General features: G+C 45.9%; 16 protein-coding genes. 11 read left to right on the top strand and 5 right to left on the bottom strand.

Translation table 11 applies throughout. The annotated features are described in order from the left end of the window. Nucleotides 1-29: 29 nt before the first annotated feature. The 3 genes from BAZ21_RS18025 (at nucleotide 30) to mqnC (ending at nucleotide 3923) form a co-directional block, all read left to right on the top strand. On the top strand, nucleotides 30-1214 hold the full coding sequence (locus BAZ21_RS18025; RefSeq protein ID WP_068503714.1) for a PLP-dependent transferase: 1185 nt from the start codon (nucleotides 30-32) through the stop codon (nucleotides 1212-1214). Beyond that, nucleotides 1211-2389 carry a trans-sulfuration enzyme family protein gene (locus BAZ21_RS18020; RefSeq protein ID WP_068503712.1) on the top strand — a complete coding sequence of 393 codons (1179 nt, stop codon included), beginning with the start codon at nucleotides 1211-1213 and terminating at the stop codon, nucleotides 2387-2389. Before BAZ21_RS18025 ends, BAZ21_RS18020 begins: the two co-directional genes overlap by 4 nt. A 400-nt stretch (nucleotides 2390-2789) precedes the next feature. Then, entirely contained in the window at nucleotides 2790-3923 is a 1134-nt protein-coding gene (gene mqnC / locus BAZ21_RS18015) for a cyclic dehypoxanthinyl futalosine synthase (protein WP_068503710.1), read from the top strand. Nucleotides 3924-4030: 107 nt separating this feature from the next. Here the strand turns inward: mqnC and BAZ21_RS18010 are convergent, their stop codons facing one another. Continuing rightward, nucleotides 4031-4243: a helix-turn-helix domain-containing protein gene (locus BAZ21_RS18010; protein ID WP_068503708.1), complete on the bottom strand. Its 213-nt coding sequence runs from the start codon at nucleotides 4241-4243 to the stop codon at nucleotides 4031-4033. 93 nt (nucleotides 4244-4336) lie between these two features. On the opposite strand from BAZ21_RS18010, the gene BAZ21_RS18005 reads away from it, so the two are divergent. Both BAZ21_RS18005 and BAZ21_RS30260 read left to right on the top strand, forming a co-directional pair. After that, complete coding sequence (locus tag BAZ21_RS18005; protein ID WP_068503705.1) at nucleotides 4337-4555, top strand: hypothetical protein; 219 nt, start codon at nucleotides 4337-4339, stop codon at nucleotides 4553-4555. Nucleotides 4556-4657: 102 nt separating this feature from the next. Then, on the top strand, nucleotides 4658-4747 hold the full coding sequence (locus BAZ21_RS30260; RefSeq protein WP_373441561.1) for a putative holin-like toxin: 90 nt from the start codon (nucleotides 4658-4660) through the stop codon (nucleotides 4745-4747). 208 nt (nucleotides 4748-4955) lie between these two features. Here BAZ21_RS30260 and BAZ21_RS18000 read toward each other — a convergent pair whose 3' ends face one another. From BAZ21_RS18000 to BAZ21_RS17985, 4 genes are all read right to left on the bottom strand, one after another. Beyond that, entirely contained in the window at nucleotides 4956-5819 is an 864-nt protein-coding gene (locus BAZ21_RS18000; RefSeq protein ID WP_068503935.1) for a YitT family protein, read from the bottom strand. Nucleotides 5820-5904: 85 nt separating this feature from the next. After that, nucleotides 5905-7131, bottom strand: a complete 1227-nt coding sequence (locus tag BAZ21_RS17995; protein ID WP_068503703.1) for a cation:proton antiporter — start codon at nucleotides 7129-7131, stop codon at nucleotides 5905-5907. A 4-nt stretch (nucleotides 7132-7135) separates the two neighbouring features. Then, the gene (locus BAZ21_RS17990) at nucleotides 7136-7630 is read right to left on the bottom strand and encodes a cation:proton antiporter regulatory subunit (RefSeq protein ID WP_068503701.1); all 495 of its coding nucleotides are present in this window, start codon (nucleotides 7628-7630) and stop codon (nucleotides 7136-7138) included. 210 nt (nucleotides 7631-7840) lie between these two features. Further along, complete coding sequence (locus BAZ21_RS17985; protein WP_068503697.1) at nucleotides 7841-8236, bottom strand: hypothetical protein; 396 nt, start codon at nucleotides 8234-8236, stop codon at nucleotides 7841-7843. A gap of 203 nt (nucleotides 8237-8439) precedes the next feature. On the opposite strand from BAZ21_RS17985, the gene BAZ21_RS17980 reads away from it, so the two are divergent. The 6 genes from BAZ21_RS17980 to BAZ21_RS17955 all read left to right on the top strand — a co-directional run bounded on the left by BAZ21_RS17980 (nucleotide 8440) and on the right by BAZ21_RS17955 (nucleotide 14449). Continuing rightward, entirely contained in the window at nucleotides 8440-9321 is an 882-nt protein-coding gene (locus BAZ21_RS17980) for a putative sporulation protein YtxC (protein ID WP_068503695.1), read from the top strand. Nucleotides 9322-9382: 61 nt separating this feature from the next. Beyond that, on the top strand, nucleotides 9383-9958 hold the full coding sequence (locus tag BAZ21_RS17975; RefSeq protein ID WP_068503693.1) for a 3D domain-containing protein: 576 nt from the start codon (nucleotides 9383-9385) through the stop codon (nucleotides 9956-9958). A gap of 83 nt (nucleotides 9959-10041) precedes the next feature. After that, entirely contained in the window at nucleotides 10042-10350 is a 309-nt protein-coding gene (locus tag BAZ21_RS17970; protein ID WP_068503691.1) for a hypothetical protein, read from the top strand. 195 nt (nucleotides 10351-10545) lie between these two features. Continuing rightward, entirely contained in the window at nucleotides 10546-12132 is a 1587-nt protein-coding gene (locus tag BAZ21_RS17965) for a S1C family serine protease (protein ID WP_068503689.1), read from the top strand. Nucleotides 12133-12279: 147 nt separating this feature from the next. Continuing rightward, a complete protein-coding gene (locus BAZ21_RS17960) occupies nucleotides 12280-12969 on the top strand; it encodes a response regulator transcription factor (RefSeq protein WP_068503687.1) in 690 nt (229 codons plus the stop codon). Nucleotide 12970: 1 nt separating this feature from the next. Continuing rightward, entirely contained in the window at nucleotides 12971-14449 is a 1479-nt protein-coding gene (locus BAZ21_RS17955) for a sensor histidine kinase (RefSeq protein WP_068503685.1), read from the top strand. The last annotated feature ends 98 nt before the right edge of the window (nucleotides 14450-14547 follow it).

Genomic DNA, 14547 nt, shown 5'->3' with positions numbered 1-14547 from the left:
CTAATATGGAAGTTAATAGGAGGATTCATATGAGTGAGAAGCAGTGGAAAATCGAAAGCAGATTGGCACAGATCGGTTCAGTGGAGGAGCCAGTAACCGGGGCTATTAATTATCCGATTTATCAAGCTACGGCGTTCCGCCATCCCCGTCTGGGCCAAAGCACAGGATTTGATTACATTCGGACGACCAATCCGACGCGAAAGGTACTGGAAGAGGCTTCCGCTGCACTGGAATCTGGTGATGCAGGCTTTGCATGCAGTTCCGGCATGGCGGCACTGCAAACGGTATTTGCTTTGTTTGGACAGGGAGATCATCTCATTGTATCGCTGGACCTATATGGCGGGACATATCGTTTGCTGGAGCGCATTCTATCTAAATTTGGTGTGACGGCAAGTTATGTGGATACAAACGATCTTGAAGCACTCGAACAGTCATGTCGACCGAATACCAAAGCTGTATTCATAGAAACGCCTACGAACCCGTTGATGATGATTACGGATATTCAAGCGGTGGCTGAATGGGCATCACAACGTCAGTTGCTTACCATTGTAGATAATACGCTGCTAACACCATATTTCCAGCGTCCTTTGGAGCTGGGTGCCGATATTGTGGTACATAGCGCAACCAAGTATTTGGGTGGACACAATGATGTGCTGGCAGGTTTGATTGTAACCAAGGGCAAAGAGCTGTCGGACGAAATTTCCTTCCTTCACAATTCTATAGGAGCTGTGCTTTCCCCGGGAGACAGCTATCAATTGATGAAGGGCATGAAAACGCTGGCGCTGCGTATGGATCGACATGAGCATAATGCGACGGTACTTGCTAACTATTTATTGACCCACCCTGCAGTGGCGGAAGTATTTTATCCAGGGCTCGAAGGTCATCCGGGTCGGGAGATACAAAACAAACAATCCAGCGGCAACACAGGTATTTTCTCCTTTAAAGTAAAGGATGCTCGCTATGTGGAGCCCTTGCTTCGTAACATTAAGCTGATTGCTTTTGCCGAAAGTCTGGGCGGGGTAGAATCGCTGATGACCTATCCTGCTGTGCAGACACATGCCGATATACCGGCAGAAATTCGGGATGCAGTTGGGGTAGATGACAGGCTGCTGCGTTTCTCCGTAGGCATTGAGCATACAGACGATTTAATTGAAGATTTGCGTTCGGCGTTGGAAGCGGCACGTCAGGAAGTTGAAGGAGGGGAGCAACAATGATTGAGGATGTAAAGAAAATCGAGCAAACTCTGGATAAGGAGCGGAAATTCGCTACCAAGCTGCTGCATTTTGGCTCTGAAATTGACAGTGTAACAGGTGCGTCGAGTGTTCCCATCTATCAGGCTTCTACCTTTCACCATCATGATATATATAACCCTCCACAGCATGACTATAGCCGTTCCGGTAATCCGACACGACAAGCTTTGGAGGACTATATTGCTCTGCTAGAAGGCGGGGCCAGAGGCTTTGCCTTTGCATCGGGGATGGCGGCCATTTCCACTGTATTTATGCTTCTGTCCGCCGGAGATCATGTCATTGTTACGGAAGACGTATATGGAGGAACGTATCGACTGCTGACCACCATACTGAAACGGATGAATATTGAAACGACCTTTGTAGACATGACGGACCTCAACCTTGTAAAAGAGGCTTTGCAGGAAAATACAAAGGCTGTGTATATAGAAACCCCGTCCAATCCTACACTCAAAATTACTGATATCGCAGGAGTAGCCTCTTGGGCACAGGACAACGGACTTTTGACGTTGCTGGATAATACGTTTATGACACCTTATTATCAGCGTCCGATTGAGCATGGCGTCGATATTGTCCTGCACAGTGCGACCAAGTTTCTCGGCGGACACAGCGATGTGCTGGCAGGACTTGCGGTAGCACGTACCGAATCGCTCGGGAGACAAATCAAGCAGCTCCAAAACGGGATGGGGACTGTGCTGGCCCCGCAAGAGTCATGGTTGCTCATGCGCGGCATGAAGACACTGGAAGCTCGTATGGCACACAGTGAAAAGAGTGCGGCAAAGCTTGCGAACTGGCTGAACGACCGAGCTGATATTGAGGCTGTGTACTATCCGGGGCTGGAGAATCATCCGGGGCGTGCTGTTCACGAGAGCCAATCCAGCGGCTATGGTGCAGTGATATCGTTTGATGTAGGTTCTGGTGAGCGGGCAAAAGAAGTTCTCAGTCGCGTGCGTATTCCAATTGTCGCGGTGAGTCTGGGAGCTGTGGAAAGCATCCTGTCTTACCCGGCGATGATGTCACATGCGGCTATGCCGCATAGTGTACGTCTGGAGCGAGGAATTACGGACGGACTACTTCGCTTTTCAGTAGGTCTGGAGGATATTGACGACCTGATCAGCGATCTGAACGAGGCGTTAAGTTAGAGCGCCAGCATCTCAGCAGCATCTTGGCGTTTTCATGCAGGAAGCGAATATGTACAGTACTAAACAGCAAGTTTCCAGTATTACAGGAGGCTTGCTGTTTTCTTTAGAGTGACCTGAAAGACAGCCTAAAAAATGGTTGCACATACTGTTGAAAATTAGCTGGTAGCTGCATATTTCTCAAGGTGAAAAGCAGAAAGAAGCGGGAATAAGTATGGTTCCTTACCTAAAGATATGTTAGTATTATCAATAGGTTTTACTATGCTAAATAGCACAGACAACATACAAGGCCAGTCATGAACATACATTACGGCAGGGTTCGAACGCAGGTTTGTGAAAGCATTCTCGTTCATAAGTCCTGTCTTTCATTTCGTCGCCCTGTGAAAGCGAAGGAGGATACACCATGAGTGTAATCGACCATATTTTAGATAAAGCCCTGCGCGGCGAACGCCTGAATTTAGAGGATACCGTTGCTTTGTTTGAATCAGATGAGGTAGAGAAAATCGGTCATGCGGCGAATAAAGTCATGAATCGCATGCATCCGAATCCCGTTAAAACCTTTGTCATCGGACGAAATATTAACTATACAAACGTGTGCGACGTATATTGCCGTTTTTGCGCCTTTTACCGCAGACCAGGTTCAGATGAGGGCTACGTTCTACCGGATGAGGTGATCTTTCAGAAGATCAAGGAAACGCAGGATGTAGGAGGCACCGAAATTCTGATGCAAGGCGGTGTAAATCCGAATCTGCCGTTCAATTATTATACGGATTTGCTGAAAGGTATCAAGGAGCGTTTTCCCGATATTACGATGCACTCCTTTTCGCCGGCTGAAATTCATAAAATGAAAGAAAAATCCGGCCTTTCCATGGAAGAAACCATTCGAGCCATTCATGAGGCCGGACTGGATTCACTGCCGGGTGGAGGCGGAGAAATTTTGGATGACCGTACTCGCCGCAAAATCAGCCGTCTCAAGGGCTCTTGGCGTGATTGGATGGATGTGATGCAAACAGCTCACAAGGTTGGTATGAACACGACTGCTACGATGGTTATCGGCTTTGGTGAGTTGATGGAGGAGCGTGCGCTGCATTTGCTGCGTGTTCGTGATGCTCAGGACGAATGTATTGAAAATAAATATAATTCAGAAGGGTTTTTGGCCTTTATTCCCTGGACCTTCCAGCCAGACAACACAAACCTGAAGAAGGAGCGCCAGACGCCGGAGGAATATTTGAAAACTGTTGCGATCAGTCGACTTGTACTGGATAACATCAAGCATATTCAGTCTTCGTGGGTAACCATGGGACCCGAAATCGGCAAAAAATCTCTCTACTATGGCTGCGATGATTTTGGCAGCACGATGATTGAGGAAAACGTCGTTTCCGCCGCAGGCGCAACCTATAAGGTCAACATCGAGTCCATTTTACAGTTGATTCGTGAGACAGGTAATATTCCGGCACAGCGTAACACCCGTTATGATATCATTCGTACATTTGACAGTGCCAGCAGCATTGAGCATGATTTTATTATGCAAAATTAAAAATACATTCGTTCATATTTCGTAATCATTAAAACGCTTATCTATCATTAATCCGTGTAGAGGGATTAGAGTAGATAAGCGTTTTTTGAATTGTTTATAATTACATATTATTCTTCTTCAAATCGCATTAATATAGAAATGTCTTTGATATATAATGCATGGGCAATTTTTTCAATGTTGTTAATATTCAATTCTTGAAATTTATTGTTGCACAAATTAGATATTTTGGATTGTGGAACTCCCGAGAGTTCCTCTAGTTTCTTCTGTGTTATTCCACGATCTTTTAGAACTTCTTTTAACTTAATTCTGAACTTTAACATATAAATATCCTCCGAATATAGATTGACAATATACCGATAATGAAGAACGAATATCTTAAGTACGATCAACTTTCCGACGAGGATTTTATAAAAATGAATGCTGTTAATCCAATCGAAGCCTTGTCAGTTTATTTTCTTGAGACGGTTGATGTGCACAATTTTTGGGAATGGAGAGCGGCAGGGGGCACAGGTGAAAAGGCTATTCAGTACAAAAGAGATCAACCTTTATTTACCTTCATTCAAGCTATTGAAAGGGCAGAAGATGAGTCACAAAACTATGTATCAGGGTACTATTCTCAAATTAAGACTTAAAAAAGTCATTTTTCTACTTTTAATAATATCTATATGGTATAATATCCCTTAACAACAGAATGGCTTAGATGGGCGGTCGGCTAGTCTCCTGCAAAGGAGGTGATGCCTGTGGAGGTTAAAGATACGCTGATGTTGATGATTCAATTTGCAACCTTAGTGATCTTGATTCTTTCCTTCCATAAAAAGAAATAGACCGTCCTCTCACAAAGGTAAACGGTCTATTTCGATCGACAAATCTTTGAACAGCCACCGCCCTTATAAGCGGCTGTTGCTAAAGAGTAAGGATGCTACAACATCCTTACTCTTTTTTAGTGTATACATCTTAGCTATATTTTATCATATTGCCAACCAATGTGACAATGGAGTAAAAGAGTATTACGGTAAATATCCTTGGCTTTTGCTACACCTTCCATCGCTTCATATACATCATTTCAGCCTGCGGGTCTGTCATTTGAATGATCGCCTTGAAGCGCTGCAAATCCAAAAGATGAACATGATAGACAATAGTCTTTTCAGTTTTTTCATCGACCAGATCTTTCTTAATTTCATCCTTTTTCTGAACAGGACTTCCCGCAGAAATACGTTGTAAACGAAGCCTGCGATACAGGGCATCCTCGACAGTCTGCTGGTTGTTGCTGATGACACAAACCATGCGGGTCAGACCAGTAAACATCAGCCGAGTCGTTTCGTAGGCGGCGAGGCAGGACAAGGCTGAGTACAGAGCTGGTTCCCAGCCTAGCACGAAGCCAGCCGTAATGAGCAGTAGACCATTACAAAGCATCACAATTTGTATCAGCGGAATTTTCCGTTGTGTTAGAAACAGAGCCGATGGGCGGCCATCGTCAGATTCGTTCAGCCCTAGTGAATCGAGCAGACCACCGTGACGGGCCGCTAGCCCTGCGCCAAGCCCGATACAGATTCCGCCTCCCAAAGCACATACAACCGGATGGCCGCTCACTGCCGGAAAGGGCGACAGAATAATGGCTGAGCCTGAAAAGGCGAACAAGCCGGGGAGTGCCCGAAGCAGCATGGGCTTGTGGGTAGACAGTGAATACAGCAGCATCAATGGCAAGTTCAAAACGAATAGCAGCAACCCAAAATGCTCCTGCGTATAAAGCGACACGAGTCTGGAGATGCCCGTGACGCCTCCAGCGATCATATCATGCGGATGTAAAAACAATTCCAGACCGACGGATGCCGTAATCCCGCCAATCACCGTATAAAAGACAGGGAACCTGCTCGCATCTCCCGAAGCGGACTTCACAAGCCGCTTCATAGAGCTTCGGCATGCTTTTCAATGTGCGGCATAGCCTTCCCTCCTCATGGATTGTCGTATCCAGCTTCTATAGTTATATCGTGTTACTCTCTTCCTTTCGAAGGCGAGGGTCTTTGAATTTGAATATTTTGTTCAGTATATTAAAAATAGGTTTGGATTGCTTAGTCAGCAACGGACCAAGAATCGCCAGTATGAGGACATAAATGGCTGCAAAGGGTTGGACAATATCAAGCAAACCGCCTTCTTTACCCAAATTGGCCATAATAATCGAAAATTCACCGCGCGCGACAATGGTCAAACCAATATTGGCGGATGCTTTGGGCGATAAGGAGGCCGTGCGCCCAGCCAGCATCCCGGCCCAAATATTACCGAACAGCGTAAGAATGACCGCTGCCAGTGCCAGCCATATTGCGTTTCCTCCGAGGGATAACGGATCAATGGAAAGTCCAAAGCTGAAGAAGAACAGGGCACCGAAGAAATCGCGGAAGGGCACAATTAAATGCTCAATCCGTTTGGCATGCTCTGTCTCAGCCAGTACCAGACCGACTAGCAGGGCTCCGATGGCTTCCGCCACATGAATCGTTTCCGAAAAACCGGCCACCAGAAACAGGGAGCCAAAAACAACAAGCCCGAATACCTCATTGGAGCGAATACGCAGAATTCGATTTAACAGAGGAACGGCCTTTCGACCGATGATAATGACAGCGAGCATAAAACCAAGCGCAATCAGCGCCGATAGCAGCACACCCCCGAGCGAGGATGAATCGCTGAGCACCAATCCGGAGAGGATGGAAATGTATACGGCGAGGAAAACATCCTCAAACATAATAATGCCCAAAATCATTTCGGTTTCGGCATTGGCGGTCCGCTTGAGATCCACCAGCACCTTGGCAGCAATGGCACTGGATGATATTGTCGTAATCCCGGCGATGACCAGCGTCTCCGCAACGGGGAAACCGCTCAGGAAGCCAAGAGCCAGCCCCAGTGTGAAATTGATGCCGATATAAATAGTACCGCCCAAAGCTATGGAGCGGCCTGATTTAATCAGGCGACCTACTGAGAACTCCAGACCCAAGTAGAAGAGTAGAAACAGCACTCCGATTCTGCCCATAAAATCAATGAACGGGGCGCTTTCGATAAACCGGAAATCAAAATGCCATAGCTCCATCGCGTGCGGTCCAACGGCCATTCCAATCAGGATATAAAAAGGGATGACCGAGAAGCGCAGCCTGGAGGAAATAAGCCCGGCTGCAGCGATTAGAGCAATAGCCAACCCAACCTCAAATACCAGATGATCCATCCAATCACCCGCTTCCGTTCATAAGAATTTGTTTAAAGCGTTTTTGCTGATCACGTTCCCCGATAACGACCACAGTGGCATCCTCATTAATAACCACTTCAGGGCCAGGATTTACAAACTTCTTTCCTTTTTTCTCCACAATAGCAATGACGGTAGCGCCCGAATTTTGCCTTATATCCAGATTACCGATAGATTGGCCAACACTTGCATAGTGGGGCTCCACTTTATACCATTCGATAATAGAATTGTCAAATGTCATTTCTACGCTTTCAAGCTGCTTGGGTTTATACGTCATGCCACCGATGATGGAGGCCACCTGTCGCGCTTCCTGATCATTCAGGGTGGTCATGGAAATGCTTTGTTCCAGATCCTCATAATCAAAATGGTACAACTCACGCCTGCCGTCATCATGAATAATAATGACAATTCGGTCGCCGCTCTCAGCATCTATTCGATACTTAATCCCGATTCCTGGTAAAATAGACTCTCGAATATCCATTTGTAAAGCCTCCTGTATGATACGTTTATTTGAAATAAATGATATGGGAAATAAATCACATACTTTGAGTGTGATATGGAATATGAATTAATTGTATAAATTTTATTTAATTTCATAAAAATACCAAATAAACTTTTCTTATTAGAACTTATTGGGGAAAATCAACAAATAGACATGCAAATGTGTGGTATGCCATGCAAAAAGGAGAGGTTAAGCCACATAACTGGAGGTGAATTTGATGGGAAACAAGCACAATTGCTTTTTCAGCTTGCAAATGACGGGGATGAAAGGCAGACGCAGCTTGGGGATGCTCAGTAGCAGGACAAGCGCGATCAAAATGACAAAAGGGAGTGATTTGGCCGCAGCAACCACCAGATGAAGCAATGGGGAGGACTTACGAATAGCTGGTTTGGAGTGATGCTCCAGCCCGTGGGAATCCGTTTCCAACGAGGAGGCCTCAGCATAAGGCATCAAAGAAGAGCCAGCAGTAAACTGCAGGGATTGAGTGGTATCTTCTGCATGGAATGTCACAGGAAGGGACAAAATCTGAACGAGGCTCAATATGACGATCATACATGTACGCAGTATGTTCAGCATCGTTGACATCTTATCCCCTCCCTCTTGTGAAAAATTCATATTACTATAACCTTAACATACCCCACCTTAAATATTCAAACGTCTTTCGATTTTGTTCTTGATGAAACCGATTATTCCCTTATAAATATGACTTCCTGTTTCCAGTCGTTCACTTCGTATAACCCTACAGAGGCCGCCATATACTGAAAGCAGTGATCGAAAGGAGTGAGCCAATGGAACTGTTTACAGTGTGGACCAATACAGACGGAGAACAGGAAGCCGACCGTTTCTATGAGGTGGTCAAAAGTAGAACCAAGGGACTACATATGTCACGGCGCGGATTTCGATTCACTTTCAGACAGCTGGAAAACAAAGTGGCATGGACCTGCAAGGGCACGGAGAGCAATTCGGAGTTTGAAAGCTTTCTTCCCTGTGTATACAGCATCATGTCTTCGGCGATAGCGGATTATATTATCCAGGTTAAGGAGTGGGAACTGCTTGATCAAATTCTCACCAAAGCCTGTTCGCTGCTGGAGAAAGAGGACACGACCCGAATTCGCAGCATGATTCGCTCCCTGGTAAATGATGATGGCCCAAGAGGACGTTTAAAGCGCCATGGTAAACTGACCGCTCTCCTGGAAAAGGATTTCAAGGAGCTTCGTGTAATGAACTTGGAAGGGCTTATTCAATTCAGACTGCACGCGTATAAAAAAGAGCTTGAAGAAATCGTCGACTATGCCATGGAGGAATTCTGGGCAGATCGGCAGTATGAAGAATTTATGGGACTGCTCAAATACTTTGTATTTTTTCAGGAAAGTAAAGTTCCGCTCGTGCATGTGCTTCATCAAGGCGGGCATGATTTTACCATTCTCGATAGCGCCATGGTCCCTATAGCGACTCCCGATGCAGATGACATCATAGTGGAGATGCCGGGAATTGAGCTGGAAATGGAGGTTGAGGATCGAATTGTGAGCACCCTTATTTCGATTTCCCCTGCTTCCATTATATTGCATACACACGATGAGCACACCCCTATTGTGCGAACGCTGCTGCATATTTTTGAAGATAAGGTAAAGCTGAGTAGACTATATCCAGGTCAGGATGTTCAAAAATAATAAAATGTTTGTATAATCCAACGGATTTCTGGAAAGCCTTTGCCTCAAGGGGAGGTTTTTTATGAGATCCATGTTGGTATGGAAACGGATTTTGGGCACCGTCCTCATTGCAGGCTGTGTGATCATGTCGGGTAATGAAGTATACGGTCACAAAGAACCGATCCAGCATAAGAAATGGCAATCAACACCTGTTTTAGCCCCACCCGAAGAGCAGGTCATTACGACCATGACGGTCACGGCAACAGGATATACAGCAGGATATGAATCCACTGGCAAACGGCCAAATCATCCTGGTTACGGTATTACGTATTCCGGTGTAAAAGTACGTCGCGACAAAAACACACTGTCCACGATTGCGGCTGATCCCAAGACGTTTCCCTTGGGCAGCATTTTGTACATTCCAGGCTACGGCTACGGCATTGTAGCAGATACAGGATCGGCAATTAAGGGCAACAAAATTGACTTGTATTTTAAAACAACCCGGCAAGTGTATTCCGAATGGGGTAAGAAAGATGTGAATGTTCAAATTATAAAAAAAGGGAACGGAAAATGTACGGAAAAGATGATACAATCGCTCCAAAAAGCGATAGAAACGCATAAATCCATTCCAAGCTCAACACTGGATGCTTCCATTTAATCCTTGAATATTGTCCTTTCTGACTTCACATACTATGTTGCGGGATAAGCTATCCCACAAAACATACTGGGAGGTTGAGATTTATGCCAAATCAAGGCGGAAGCTCGAACATGAACCAAGGCGCCAAAGCAAGCGCAGGCAATCAGTTTAAAGCAGAATTTGCACAAGACAATTCGGTAGGTGTCGTTTCTCAAAAGGTGAAGAAGTCTGAACAAAATAAAATTCAAGACAACTACCAGACACCAAATGAGAAGTATAGTGAAGAATTTGCAACAGATGTGGCAGGTACAAGCGCAGTAGCGCAAAAAGTACAAAACGCCAGTCGCAGCAAAGTTCAAAGTAATGCTCAAACACCGAACCAAAAGTTCGATGAAAACTTTAACACGAAATAAAAAAGCATATACAATCGACAATGCCTCGGAATTCTCCGGGGCATTTCGTATGACGTGAACAGGTTTAAGTACATATAGGTCTAAGGATTTATCTGCTTTTTAATTTTTTTTAAGGTGGAATTAAGGTTTAAGGTGCAAAATGAAGTCAGTTAAACAACACCACCTTGAAGTCTAGGGTTTGGGAGGAGATATACAATGGACGAATTCAAAAATAATAATTCCGGACGCCGGAACGACAACGATCAGGTTGATGCTGATAGAACAACTCGACAAAACGAATCAAGCGGTTCCTCATATTATTATTCCTATGGCCCTTTTTCTTCAGTTCAATCGGACGGACAACGCAAAGAAGAGCAGTTGATGGAGAAGGACGTAGAGATTACACCACCGCAGGCGGTAAGACCTTTTCCTCCCTCCTACCATCGAGCTGTGCCTGAGCAACAGGACGGTTCAGGTCGGAATGGTGGCAACTGGCAGTTCAAGCCGAATAAGCCCAAGTCACAAATCAAAACGATTTTCCTGTCTTTTTTGGCTGGAATGCTGGTTATTACGGTATTGATGTATACAGCTGACCGAACCAATATGTTTACACCCGAGACGGCGCTAACTTCGGCGGCAGCGGAAAGCGGCGAAACGACAAATTCAGGATCGACGGGTTCTTCGCCAAGTGCAGTTCCGGCTGTGATGCCTTCAGGTACTGCTGATGTTGAATCTGTTGTTGAAAAGGCGGGACCTGCGGTCGTCAAAATCGAAACGCTTGCCAAGCAGTCAAGTGGCAGACAAAGCAGCCCTTATTTTAATGACCCGCTGTACCAATATTTCTTTGGAAATCAGTATGGAGACAGCGATGGAAATAGCGATGGAAACAGCAGTAATAGGAACGACAGCAGCAACAGCGGACAACTGACTCCGCTTGGTATCGGTTCCGGTTTTATTTTTGATAAATCGGGCTATGTCCTGACCAACAACCATGTTGTTGAAGGTGCAAGCGTCGTTCAGGTTACTGTAGAAGGAACCAATAAACCGTATGAGGCTAAGGTGTTAGGTAAAAATGCAGACCTTGATTTGGCGGTACTTAAAATAGACGGTAAAAATGACTTCCCAACGGTAACGCTGGGGAATTCCGATAACGCTAGAGTCGGCGAGTGGATGGTAGCAATCGGTAACCCTGAAGGCTTTGAACATTCGGTAACAGCCGGAGTGCTGAGTGCGAAAGAACGTACGATCACGATTAATAGTGAATCAACTGGAAAACCGACGCAATACAAGCATCTTATACAGACGGATGCGTCCATTAACCCAGGTAACTCTGGTGGACCGCTGCTAAATCTGAAAGGACAGGTTATTGGTATGAACGTAGCTGTGAGTGCAGACGCACAGGGAATTGGTTTTGCGATTCCTTCCAATACGATTTTGGAAGTTGTCGATAAGCTGAAAAATAATCAGCCGATTCCGAAAGAACCTGTGCCTTTCATTGGTGCTAGTCTGTTAAATTTGAGCCCTGAAGTAGCCAAGGAATTGGGTACGTCTTTGACCGAAGGTTCGGTTGTGCGCGATATTATTTACAAATCGCCTGCTTATCAGGCAGATTTGCGTCCTTACGATGTGATTATCGGAGCCAATGGCACGCCTTATAGCACATCACAAGAGCTGATCCAGTTTATTCAAAAACAAAAGGTAGGTACAGCACTGACACTTAACATCGAACGAGACGGACAGAAAAAGGATATTCAACTGAAAATAGGCAACAAAAATGATTTTAGTTCGACGCTTCAACAATAAGCTAATAACTCTATACAAATGAACATGGAACTGGAAACGGAAGGAAGAGCCCTTCCGTTTCTTGCTGTATGCGGCGGCAAGGTGCTACACGCGTCTACTCCTGCTACAATAGAGTGAAAAGAAGATGATAAAGGAGTTCGATCGTGTATGCGTTCTACCGTTCTGATTATTGATGACGATGAGAAAATTGTGTCCATGCTGCGCAGAGGTTTGGCTTTCGAGGGCTATGAAGTGCTGACTGCCGCCAACGGAGCAGAAGGATTGAATAAAATGCTGACAGCTGAGCCTGATGTTGTCGTGCTGGATGTCATGATGCCGCAGGTGGATGGTTTTGAGGTATGCCGTCGCATGCGTGAGGGCGGAAGCACGGTACCCGTCCTGATGCTTACAGCCAAGGACGAGGTGGAGAACCGGGTTAAGGGCTTGGATTTGGGAGCCGACGATTATCTCGTCAAGCCGTTTGCACTGGAGGAGCTGCTGGCACGAGTGCGGGCGCTTTTGCGGCGTAAAACCGAACAGCAGGACAATAACGGAAACCGGCTTACCTTCGAGGACCTGCAGCTGGATAACGAATCACGTGAAGTGTTTCGTGGCAGCAAACGTTTGGAACTGACAGCAAAAGAATTTGAGCTGCTCCATTTGTTTATGCAGAACCCGAAGCGTGTGCTGTCACGCGATTTGATTATGGACAAAATTTGGGGCTATGACTATAGTGGGGAATCAAACGTGCTGGAGGTGTATATCGCCATGCTGCGACAAAAAACGGAACAGGATGGCGGCAAACGACTCATTCGCACCATTCGGGGAGCCGGTTATATTTTAAGAGGTGATGTGTAATATGTCTATTCGGTGGCGGCTGACAGCTTGGTATTCGAGCATCTTGGCGATAGTGCTTGTCATTTTTGGACTGGCTATTTACGGACTGGTTTATTATTACACATACAATGAAGTGAAAAGTCAGCTTATGACTCAGGCGCCACGTATTAATAAGCAGCTGCTGCTTACTATCAAAGGGGGATTGTTTGAAGTCCCCAATCTGGATTTGGGCTTAGTGCAGGGACGTGGAATTGATGACTCTCAGCTATATGTACAAATTTATAATTACACATCCGGGGTAACCAAAACGACCCAAAATATGAAAGACCTTAATATTACCTTCCCAGTGCCATCTACAGCGGTAGGAGCAGTCCAAAATGAGGGGATTCGGCGTGTGAGTGTGGATGGGGATTCCTTTATGATTTATCAGCAGCCGATCAAATCCGATGAGTTAGGGCTGGTAGTTGGCTTTCTCCAGATAGGGCAATTTACGGGCTCACAGGATCGGCTCATGAACAGGCTGCAAAGTGTGCTTGTATACGGCTCGTTATTTGCTCTACTCGCTGCTGCAACCTCAGGTCTCTTTTTGGCTCGCAAGTCCATGAAGCCGCTGGTCAAGGTGATTGAGGGGGCAAATCAGATTCAATCCAGTAACGATTTGAGTGTCCGTATTGAATATGAAGGACCAGCAGATGAAATTGGGCAGCTGATCGGGACGGTTAACAATATGCTGGAACGTACAGAGGCGTTTTATAAGGAGCTGGAGGATGCATACGGTGCACAGCGTCGTTTTGTGGCCGATGCTTCCCATGAGCTGCGTACACCGCTTACGACGATTCGTGGCAATGTTGACTTTTTGGTCAAAATGTGGACCACTGAACCGGGAGAGCGACCGAATATGGATGAAGCGATGATTCGAGAGCTGTCTATGGAGGCACTGAATGACATGGCCGATGAAGGCCAGCGGATGAGTCGTTTGGTGGGCGATATGCTGTCACTTGCGAGAGCGGATACGGGGAAAACATTCGATAAGACTCCAGTCGCGCTGGAACCGCTTGTAAATGAGGTAGCCCGTCGTGCTCAATTTCTGGAGCGAACAGCCGAATGGAATGTAGGCGATTTTTCGCTGCTGAATGGCATTTATATGGAAGGTAGCAAGGATTATTTGCAGCAGATGCTATTTATTTTTATTGATAATGCGTTCAAGTATACTCCTGAAGGCATCGTCCGATTTGATGCCATTGTTTATCAGGGGCAGGTGGGTCTGCGGATCAGTGACACGGGCATCGGGATGGACAAGAGTCAGGTTCCCTTTATTTTTGACCGCTTTTACCGGGCGGATGAGTCACGCGGCGTGACGGAGGGAATCGGTCTGGGACTGTCTATTGCCAAGTGGATTATCGATGAACATCACGGGTCAGTGGAAGTGGTTACACGCCAAGGAGAAGGAACGACATTCATCATCTGGCTTCCGGTCAGCTTTTCCGCGCCTTTGGAATAGGCTATAATAGGAAGGCAACGACATCATAGAATTGGCCGGTAGAGGCTTGAATGCCCACAGCTGCCCAGTTATTGGAGCAGTATACTGTGTCGAAGAAA

The sequence above is a fragment of the Paenibacillus kribbensis genome, from assembly GCF_001705305.1.
In the GTDB taxonomy this organism is placed as follows: Bacteria; Bacillota; Bacilli; order Paenibacillales; family Paenibacillaceae; genus Paenibacillus; species Paenibacillus kribbensis_B.
Note: the sequence above shows the minus strand (reverse complement) of the source record. Positions and strands in the feature narration are given on the sequence as shown.

What these genes read in the sequence shown, in the direction of transcription:
- BAZ21_RS18025 (WP_068503714.1), top strand. Translation starts at nt 30, where the DNA reads ATGAGTGAGAAGCAGTGGAAAATCGAAAGCAGATTGGCACAGATCGGT.
- BAZ21_RS18020 (WP_068503712.1), top strand. Translation starts at nt 1,211, where the DNA reads ATGATTGAGGATGTAAAGAAAATCGAGCAAACTCTGGATAAGGAGCGG.
- mqnC (WP_068503710.1), top strand. Translation starts at nt 2,790, where the DNA reads ATGAGTGTAATCGACCATATTTTAGATAAAGCCCTGCGCGGCGAACGC.
- BAZ21_RS18010 (WP_068503708.1), bottom strand. Translation starts at nt 4,243, where the DNA reads ATGTTAAAGTTCAGAATTAAGTTAAAAGAAGTTCTAAAAGATCGTGGA.
- BAZ21_RS18005 (WP_068503705.1), top strand. Translation starts at nt 4,337, where the DNA reads ATGAATGCTGTTAATCCAATCGAAGCCTTGTCAGTTTATTTTCTTGAG.
- BAZ21_RS30260 (WP_373441561.1), top strand. Translation starts at nt 4,658, where the DNA reads ATGCCTGTGGAGGTTAAAGATACGCTGATGTTGATGATTCAATTTGCA.
- BAZ21_RS17995 (WP_068503703.1), bottom strand. Translation starts at nt 7,131, where the DNA reads ATGGATCATCTGGTATTTGAGGTTGGGTTGGCTATTGCTCTAATCGCT.
- BAZ21_RS17990 (WP_068503701.1), bottom strand. Translation starts at nt 7,630, where the DNA reads ATGGATATTCGAGAGTCTATTTTACCAGGAATCGGGATTAAGTATCGA.
- BAZ21_RS17985 (WP_068503697.1), bottom strand. Translation starts at nt 8,236, where the DNA reads ATGTCAACGATGCTGAACATACTGCGTACATGTATGATCGTCATATTG.
- BAZ21_RS17980 (WP_068503695.1), top strand. Translation starts at nt 8,440, where the DNA reads ATGGAACTGTTTACAGTGTGGACCAATACAGACGGAGAACAGGAAGCC.
- BAZ21_RS17975 (WP_068503693.1), top strand. Translation starts at nt 9,383, where the DNA reads ATGAGATCCATGTTGGTATGGAAACGGATTTTGGGCACCGTCCTCATT.
- BAZ21_RS17970 (WP_068503691.1), top strand. Translation starts at nt 10,042, where the DNA reads ATGCCAAATCAAGGCGGAAGCTCGAACATGAACCAAGGCGCCAAAGCA.
- BAZ21_RS17965 (WP_068503689.1), top strand. Translation starts at nt 10,546, where the DNA reads ATGGACGAATTCAAAAATAATAATTCCGGACGCCGGAACGACAACGAT.
- BAZ21_RS17960 (WP_068503687.1), top strand. Translation starts at nt 12,280, where the DNA reads ATGCGTTCTACCGTTCTGATTATTGATGACGATGAGAAAATTGTGTCC.
- BAZ21_RS17955 (WP_068503685.1), top strand. Translation starts at nt 12,971, where the DNA reads ATGTCTATTCGGTGGCGGCTGACAGCTTGGTATTCGAGCATCTTGGCG.